The organism is Okeania sp. SIO2B3 (genome assembly GCF_010672525.1).
Lineage (GTDB): Bacteria > Cyanobacteriota > Cyanobacteriia > Cyanobacteriales > Microcoleaceae > Okeania.
The window spans coordinates 1-7,975 of record NZ_JAAHGH010000182.1; the positions used below are offsets into that span (position 1 = coordinate 1).

Here is a 7,975-nt window from a genome sequence, read left to right on the forward strand (position 1 = left end):
AGCGTTTACAGGTATTTCCTAGTGGTATTCTAATTTGATTATCTTTAAGCTTTAATGCTTGCTTGGGGTAACTTACTGTAGCCATTCCCCCTTTTTTTCTGTAGTTAGGAATCCTTGGTCTGTCTGAAATTTTTCCTTCACTATAGGCGATAATAAGACCATAATAAGACCTAAATGATTCAGCTACAGTTCTCAATATTTGTTGTGCTGCAAGAGAGATGTAAAACTTTGTAATGATAGTTCTTTTTGTAGACCTTTTCCAATTCAAACTTGCCCAGAGTTTTGTGAGATTTAAAAAATAATTGCCGACCATAATATATTCCCATGTTAGTTAGCTTGTGAGACTGTTCACATAAGAATTTTAAAATAGCAATTAATTCGGGATTTTTACCTACTAAAACTTGCTGACAAGAGTACATTTGAAACGGGGATTGGAAATTTTATTGTGGGTAATAATAGCATAATACAACTTTAGTTGTCTAGTCTAAACGACTCGGTTGTTTTCATCCACCGGTTAAAACACGGGGGCTTTCAATATGGCTTTTTAGTCAAATAAAATACATCGGATTAAAATCCGACTCCTCGCCTTTCATCCATCGCTTAAAAGACGATGGCTTTCATGCTCCCGTGTTATTTAGGTAAGCATTCAGCTATTAGCATTTCCTACAGAATGCTACGCAAACAGATGCATGAAAACATTCAAGCAATTACTAAGGTTAGCGGATAATCTTTTTCTTTCGGTCTGAATGCGGAGCAAACATATTTCACTCCTTGGAGACTAATTCCTCCTTCGGTACGATAATGAAATAACTCATAGCTGATAGCTGTTAACGAAGTTCCTCCGATAGGAGGCTAGCTGACCACTGAATGCTTACATTAATTTTTAGCGGAATGGAGGAGAATAAAGTAACCCATCATTTGTCCATAAGTTATTTTGACCGCGAGGTAACTTAAATTGAGATTGTGCTCCTAAATTACGGTCATAAACTTCACCATAGTTGCCTACTTGCTTAATGACTCTATAAGCAAAATCATTACTCAAACCCAAACCTTCACCCAGGTCTCCCTCTACTCCTAAAAAGCGTTTGATTGTAGGGTCCTCAGAATTTTGCTTTAGGTCATCTACATTTGCTTGGGTAATACCTAACTCTTCTGCTTCTATCAAGGCATAAGTTACCCATTTTACCACATCAAACCAAGCTGAATCATTATTTTTCGTCACAGGACCCAAAGGTTCCTTGGACATAGTAACATCTAGGATGGTATGAGTATTTGGATTAGGTAGAGTACTACGACGACCCAATAACTGAGATTTATCGGAAGTCATCCCATCACAACGTCCTTCTGCATAAGCAGCATAAGCAGGGTCTGCTTGTTGAAATGTTAATGTCTCAGCTTCAATGTTTCGTTTACGGAGATTGTCTGTTAAGTTTAATTCTGTTGTTGTACCTGCTTCCACACAAATTGATTTGCCTTGCAAACCCTCCAAAGATGTAATCCCACTATCAGTACGGACCATCATCCCTTGACCATCATAAAATGTTGTGGGGGCAAACTCTAGACCTACGGTGGTATCCCGACTTACTGTCCAAGTAGTGTTTCGAGAAAGCATATCTACTTCTCCACCATTAAGAGCTGTGAAACGCTCAGTTGAATCTAGATTACGATATTCTACAGCATTTGGATCATTAAACAAAGCTGCTGCAACTGCCTTGCAGACATCCACATCTATTCCTGAGTAGTTGCCATTTTGGTCTACAAAGCTAAATCCTGGTATAGCTCCTTCTACCCCACAGTTTAATTTACCACGCTCTTTTACTATATCCAGACGACTGGTGGCTTGTTGACTTTCTTCTTCGCACGCTGTTAATGGTAGTACCATCAACACAGTTGCTATTAGCAGAGATAAGCACTTTTTCATAGTTGATTATGATTTTTTTGATCTGGGAAAAATAACCTATTCAAAACTACCATAACGTTTAACTTGGCGATCGCTTCTGGAGGATTTCAAGTCAATACTTTCGACTTTTTTTCTATAACAGGGAACAAGGAATAGGGAACAGTTGAAAAAATGCTTTCTAGTCTAAGATTCGTCATTAGCATAAGTCCTAACCAATTCTTTCTTAGTTATATTTATTTTAATAGTTTCTACTTATATTTGACATTATTTTAATATATACAACTATATTTCTGTAGAACTTTTACTATACTGATGGTGAAGGTTCGCTACCCAAACGTTCTTCAGCTAAATCCCTAATTAAAGATAGCCGAGACTGGATATATTCGTTAATTAAATCTGCTTCCCTGCGATTTAGGGAATTTCTAGCTTTCAACTGTTTGATTAACCACTGAACCAGGGTGGCATCATCTAGGGATATTAAAGTTGTAGCTTGGGAGTTTTCAATTAAAGACCAAACCTGACGCAACATTGTGGGAGTCATAGAATCTCCTTATGAGTATAAATAATCATCTTTTTGGCAGATTGGTACAGGCCAGTTAGTAATCTAGACGTAGCCTAAAGCACATATATTCCCAATCTTATGCTTTCTTAACTATTCTTTTATATTTAGTTAATAGTAACTGAAGTCTACTAATATCAGAAGCAGTTAAACACAATAAGTTACAATTATTACCAATCTCTTTACAAACCGATGTTGTTCTTTACTTATTTTTGATGGGACTCAAAAGGTTTAATGGGTATTTGATCGGAACGAAAATTAAAGTTAAGTTGATTTACATATTTTTGGGGCAGGTAATTTATACTTTTTTTGTATAAAAAACTGTATTTTGTTATACCAATAATTAAGTTATTGCTAGTAGATAAGTAGTACCGAGGAACAGTTTTTCAGCATTTATACCAAGGGCAATAAATATTTATAGTCATTTAACTTTAGATTGAGACAAAGCTTTCTTGCTCTGAGGGAGTTTCAGACGAAAAAACGTCTCATTTTTAAGCTAAACTACTCCTGAGTACAAATAGTTAGTGGGACTTACACAAAACAGAAGTAAAAAATAGGTTCAAACATAGACAGGTAAAGTTTTTTACGCCAAAAAGGCATACATCCTTAATCAGCAGGGGTTTTAGCAATTTTTAAGATATTGATGTAATTCCCTTGTATAGACTGAGTTTTAGGCATTTTTATCCCAGAAAATGTCTAAGTACCATTAGCTTATTTCTTAGGAGTCAGGTAGAAGAGTCATCGGTAGTACTATGTACAGTCAAAATGAATAGCTTTGATACTATTTCTTCGGTCAGAACTGATCTTTTTAGTCAAAGGGACATCTCCTGTAGGTGTATTTATAATCGCCCTTATTATTCGTAACATTCTTTTTCCACCCTTGGTATCAAAGCTTCTTTAAGTAAATATTTGTAGGTGGCATGGTCAACTTTTTTCATCTCAAACCTAAAACCTACGACCTACCACTTCAAACCTTCTTCAACTATTACTAACTTCTTGATAAGGCCATAAGTAAATTATTCCTGAAATTATCGTTAAAGCCACAGCTATCCAAAACATAATTATAGCTGGAGTTGCCCAAACTTTTGGTAAGGGAGCGATTAACAAAGAAATGGCGATAATTTGACTTACTGTTTTTAATTTTCCCCAAATATTAGCTCCTGAAATTTTTGTTTGATTAACGCGCCAACCAGCTATAGTTAATTCCCTACCTAAAATTAAAAATACTCCCCAGGCGGGAACTTTGCCTAATTCAATTAATGCTAATAAAGGTGCTAATACTAATAATTTATCTGCTAAAGGATCTAAAAATTTACCTAGGTCGCTGACTTGGTTAAGTTTTCGTGCTAAATAACCATCTAAAAAATCCGTAACTGAAGCAATTAAAAATATTACTAGACATATCCAAAGATTCTGATTAGTAGGAGTCTTGAGAATGTAAAGAATTAAAGGTATCCCCAGAAGACGGGAAAAGGTAATCCAATTAGGTATATTCATAAATATTGTGGTAATTATTAATTGTTAAAAAAGTTTTATTTGTTTGATATAGCAATCTTATTTGAGTTGTGAGATATTGTAGATTTTAGGGAATAGCGGTGCGACCCCGCGTCGGTGTCAGACGCAAAGGAATAGGGAACAGGGAATCAGAAACACCGAAGCAATAAAAATGATCGCGAATGATTTAGGATTACTATATTATGGGTTATTGAACCCCTGGTTGTTATACAATTATTGAGATTAATTTAATTGATTCAAATTATGATTATGCCTGTATCAAAAGAAGAAGCAAAGCAATTATTAGAACGGTTAATTTTTGACAAGGAACGTCCTCAAGATTGGGTGCAAGATGTTTGGGGAATGAGTCCAACTTTGGGAGAAACTGCCGCTAAGTTGCTAGATGTTTTTGATGTTTTAATTACATCTTGTTCAGAGGCTGAATTAAATGATGTCCTGCAAACTTTCGATACAGAATTGTTTGATGAGGATAGTGAATATTCCTAATTATTATTGAGATATAAACTGTTGATAATTTGCCATTTATAGGTGTCCAACAGGATTAATTCCTTGTTGTAAAAGTTGATGGGCAATTTGAACTGCAAAGCAGTGATTGCTACTATGTTTAATTCCATATAAGAACAACAAAAACTTAGGTTCAACAACTGAAAAATTATTCACTTTTATTGTAGGAACTTCTGCAACAAAAAGATCTAGCATAACTTTAACAGTTTCTGATGCTAACGGAACAATTTTAGTGTAATATCATGTGCGGTAGCATCGTAGCGTTTATAGAATTAAGTCACAATTGGAAAAATCGCTATTACTATATTTGAGGTCTCAAAAACTTAAAACTCAGACAACGCAAGATTCTTCCCTCTTCCTTAGAATCTAAGATTTAAAGCCTCTTAATTTAAAGAATAAATAAACCCAAAAAATTCTTTTCACCAATCCCATCCGTTTTCAAGAGAGGTAATTAATAACTAATAATTGTTAATTATTAATTGTTGAATCAGGAACAGAATTATGGAATAATATTAAATTCTATTTTACAGCGTAACAGCTCTGTTGGATTTCTATAGAACCCCTGAGTGGGAACTTTACAGGCGGTATGTGCTTTTGGCTTCCGTCCTCAGTCTGAGCGAGCCAGTGGAAATTCAGGAACTGGAGTTTAGGGGAAAAAGCGGATGAGACCCCGCGCCGTCCGATAGCGCACCTGGTAGCACACCAAGTAGGTAGAAAAATGTTCTGATATCCCTATCCCCCCATCTCCCCATCTCCCTATCCCCCCATCTCCCCATCTCCCTATCCCCCTATCCCCCCATCTCCCTATCTCCCCATCTCCCCATCTCCCCGTCTCCCCATCTCCTCCTCTATTTTTAAATAGATACCACTCAGGGGTTCTATAAGATGGCCTATTCTACTAAACATTTTAGCTAACTTTTCGGCCAATAGGTCGCACATCTCATGGCAGAAGATAGTCTTGGTATTGAGAAGAGGTCAAAAATTGAATATAGCAGTCGAAGGAAAGGTTTTTGACATACCAAAAGCTCAAAACTCAAACAACGCAAGCCTTTTCCTTCTCTGGTAGATAACTAATTAGACATCTCCACCAAAAGAGGCAGTAGGCAGTAGGCAGTAGGGAACCCACCCCTCGCCCCTCCCCCTCCCAGGAGGGGAAAGAATTGATAATTTATGTGTGATAATTGATTTGATTTTTTATTATAGGAGATGTCTATTGCCTAGATAACTAAAGGTTTTCTTCCTTCTTCCTTTTTCCTTCTTCTTTCTTCCTTCTTCCTTCTGCTATAAATTAAAATAAATCTTATATACTTGCTAAATGCCTCAAATTTCATTACTTAAAACTAAAAGCCAAATACTCTTATCTACTTTTCTCACTATTTCCATTTCACTATTTGGATGTACTCAAAACTCTCCAAAATCTGTAACACCCATAGCAGAATTAAAACGCAGTAAACAAAGTATAGTAGTATCAGCTCATCCCTTAGCCAGTGAAGCAGGAAAATTAATTCTGCAAAAAGGCGGAAATGCAGTAGATGCAGCCATTGCTACTGCCTTCGCTATTTCAGTAGTAGAGCCATTTTCCGCAGGTATTGGTGGGGGTGGTTTCTTGCTATTAGGAATTCCCCCAGAAAATCCTGAAACTCAGAAACAGTATAAAATTCAAGCATTAGATTTTCGGGAAAGAGCGCCCAAAGCAGCAACCCAAAATATGTACCTTAACTCAGAGGGAAAAGTAGACAAAAAAGCAAGTCTAGATGGACATTTGGCAGCAGGAGTGCCTGGAACTGTTGCGGGGTTGTATTCTGTTCATAAAAACTATGGGAAATTACCTTGGTCACAATTATTACAACCAGCTATTAGTTATGCTCAGAATGGTTTTGAAGTAAGCGATCGCTTCGTTAATGAATTAGAAAAACATTTAGAGGTCATTAACAAAAATGCTGCAGCAAGAGAAATATTTACAAAAGATGGAAAAGCATATCAGTCAGGAGATTTACTAATTCAAAAGGATCAAGCTCAAACCCTAGAAACCATTGCGAAAAATCCACAAAGCTTTTATACAGGCCAAATTGCTCAAGCGATCGCTAATGATATGGCTGCCAATGGAGGTTTAATTACATTAGAAGACTTAAAAAATTATACACCAATTTGGCGCAAACCTATCTGTGGCAACTTTCGACAAGCGGAAATTTGTGCCATGTCGCCACCATCATCTGGAGGAGTTCATCTACTGCAAATATTGAATATTGTTGGCGAAACTAACTTGCAAGAGTGGGGCAATAAAAATCCTGATACTATTCATTTACTGACTGAAGCAATGCGGGTTGCTTATGCCGATCGCTCCAAATATTTAGGAGATCCAGATTTTGTACAAGTACCTGTCAGAGAATTAACCAGTCGTAGTTATGCTCAACAGCAACGTCAAGCTATTAATATCCAGAAAGTCAGACCTTCTACTGAAGTACAACCCGCATCACCAGAAACTCTAGAGCGTTATCTTTGGGAGTCTCCAGATACTACTCATTTGACTGTAGTAGATCGAGAGCGCAAAGTTGTTAGTATGACATATACAATAAATGGTAGGTTTGGTGCTGGAGTAGTAGCGACTGGTACAGGAATATTATTAAATAATGAGATGGATGACTTTGCTGCGGCTCCAGGAGTACCAAACTTATATGGTTTAGTGGGAGGTGAGGCAAATGCAATCGCTCCAGGAAAAACCCCTTTGTCTAGTATGACTCCTACTATTGTGACACAGGATGGCCGGTTAATTATGGCAACTGGTTCTCCAGGAGGAAGTAAAATTATTACTACAGTGTTGCAGGTAGTTTTAAATGTGTTGGAACATCAAATGAATGCTGCCGAAGCAGTATCTGCACCTCGTTTTCATCATCAATGGTTGCCAGATAGATTACTTTTGGAAACGGGAGGGTTTAGTGAAGCAACAGTGAATGAGTTGAAACAGCGAGGACATAATATTGTAATGCGTGATGGTTGGGGAAATGCAAATGTAGTTGTGTTGGATGAAAATGGGATGTTGCAAGCAGCAGCAGATCCTCGTGGAGAAGGAGAGGTAAGAGTGGGGGAGTAGGGGAGTAGGGGAGTGGGGGGAGTGGGGAGTGGGGGAGTAGGGGAGTAGGAGAATAGGGGAAATATTTGGTAATGGGCGTTGGTGAATTAAGGTATGATTTGAGAAATTCGCGATCGCTGCGAATATCTATAGAACCCCTGAGTGGTATCTTTTGAGGAAAAGGTATACTTAGTTAGTCATAGAACTGGCGTTGTGCCCAGAGCGATCGCCAATTATCATAAAACTTGAGTAGGTTGACATCCTCCCCGGCCTAAAGGCGCGGGGATTCCTACTAAGCCATAGCTCCTCGGCGGGTTGACGTTTTGCTTCGCATAGCTGCCGCTAACACAGGGTGCTGCTTCCTTGGCGGTAGTCTAACGCTTCCCTCCACGTCCGCGCACGAGTTTCCGCAATTCGTAGCTCCTCC

General features: G+C 37.8%; 7 protein-coding genes and 1 pseudogene. 2 read left to right on the forward strand and 6 right to left on the reverse strand.

The genetic code is table 11. The features are described 5' to 3' along the window. The 4 genes and pseudogenes from F6K15_RS36855 to pgsA all read right to left on the reverse strand — a co-directional run. Positions 1-313, reverse strand: a pseudogene (locus F6K15_RS36855) (hypothetical protein); the annotation flags it as partial. A 570-nt stretch (positions 314-883) separates the two neighbouring features. Continuing rightward, positions 884-1,921, reverse strand: a complete 1,038-nt coding sequence (locus F6K15_RS36860; protein WP_293070942.1) for an amino acid ABC transporter substrate-binding protein — start codon at positions 1,919-1,921, stop codon at positions 884-886. 283 nt (positions 1,922-2,204) lie between these two features. Next, the gene (locus F6K15_RS36865) at positions 2,205-2,441 is read right to left on the reverse strand and encodes a hypothetical protein (protein ID WP_293070944.1); all 237 of its coding nucleotides are present in this window, start codon (positions 2,439-2,441) and stop codon (positions 2,205-2,207) included. A gap of 996 nt (positions 2,442-3,437) precedes the next feature. Continuing rightward, a complete protein-coding gene (pgsA, locus tag F6K15_RS36870; protein ID WP_293070946.1) occupies positions 3,438-3,956 on the reverse strand; it encodes a CDP-diacylglycerol--glycerol-3-phosphate 3-phosphatidyltransferase in 519 nt (172 codons plus the stop codon). A 261-nt stretch (positions 3,957-4,217) separates the two neighbouring features. Between pgsA and F6K15_RS36875 the strand changes: the two genes are divergently transcribed. Beyond that, positions 4,218-4,460, forward strand: a complete 243-nt coding sequence (locus F6K15_RS36875; RefSeq protein WP_363269505.1) for a hypothetical protein — start codon at positions 4,218-4,220, stop codon at positions 4,458-4,460. 36 nt (positions 4,461-4,496) lie between these two features. Here the strand turns inward: F6K15_RS36875 and F6K15_RS36880 are convergent, their stop codons facing one another. Next, positions 4,497-4,673 (reverse strand): hypothetical protein, encoded by a 177-nt coding sequence (locus F6K15_RS36880; protein ID WP_293070948.1) that lies wholly within the window; start codon positions 4,671-4,673, stop codon positions 4,497-4,499. 609 nt (positions 4,674-5,282) lie between these two features. Further along, on the reverse strand, positions 5,283-5,417 hold the full coding sequence (locus F6K15_RS36885; protein ID WP_293070950.1) for a hypothetical protein: 135 nt from the start codon (positions 5,415-5,417) through the stop codon (positions 5,283-5,285). 376 nt (positions 5,418-5,793) lie between these two features. Here F6K15_RS36885 and ggt point away from each other — a divergent pair, with 376 nt between their 5' ends. Further along, on the forward strand, positions 5,794-7,569 hold the full coding sequence (gene ggt, locus F6K15_RS36890) for a gamma-glutamyltransferase (RefSeq protein ID WP_293070952.1): 1,776 nt from the start codon (positions 5,794-5,796) through the stop codon (positions 7,567-7,569). Positions 7,570-7,975: the final 406 nt, after the last annotated feature.

Bases quoted from the DNA above. Each gene is read 5' to 3' on its own strand.
- pgsA (WP_293070946.1), bottom strand. From the start codon at position 3,956: ATGAATATACCTAATTGGATTACCTTTTCCCGTCTTCTGGGGATACCT.
- F6K15_RS36860 (WP_293070942.1), bottom strand. From the start codon at position 1,921: ATGAAAAAGTGCTTATCTCTGCTAATAGCAACTGTGTTGATGGTACTA.
- F6K15_RS36875 (WP_363269505.1), top strand. From the start codon at position 4,218: ATGATTATGCCTGTATCAAAAGAAGAAGCAAAGCAATTATTAGAACGG.
- F6K15_RS36865 (WP_293070944.1), bottom strand. From the start codon at position 2,441: ATGACTCCCACAATGTTGCGTCAGGTTTGGTCTTTAATTGAAAACTCC.
- F6K15_RS36885 (WP_293070950.1), bottom strand. From the start codon at position 5,417: ATGTGCGACCTATTGGCCGAAAAGTTAGCTAAAATGTTTAGTAGAATA.
- F6K15_RS36880 (WP_293070948.1), bottom strand. From the start codon at position 4,673: ATGCTAGATCTTTTTGTTGCAGAAGTTCCTACAATAAAAGTGAATAAT.
- ggt (WP_293070952.1), top strand. From the start codon at position 5,794: ATGCCTCAAATTTCATTACTTAAAACTAAAAGCCAAATACTCTTATCT.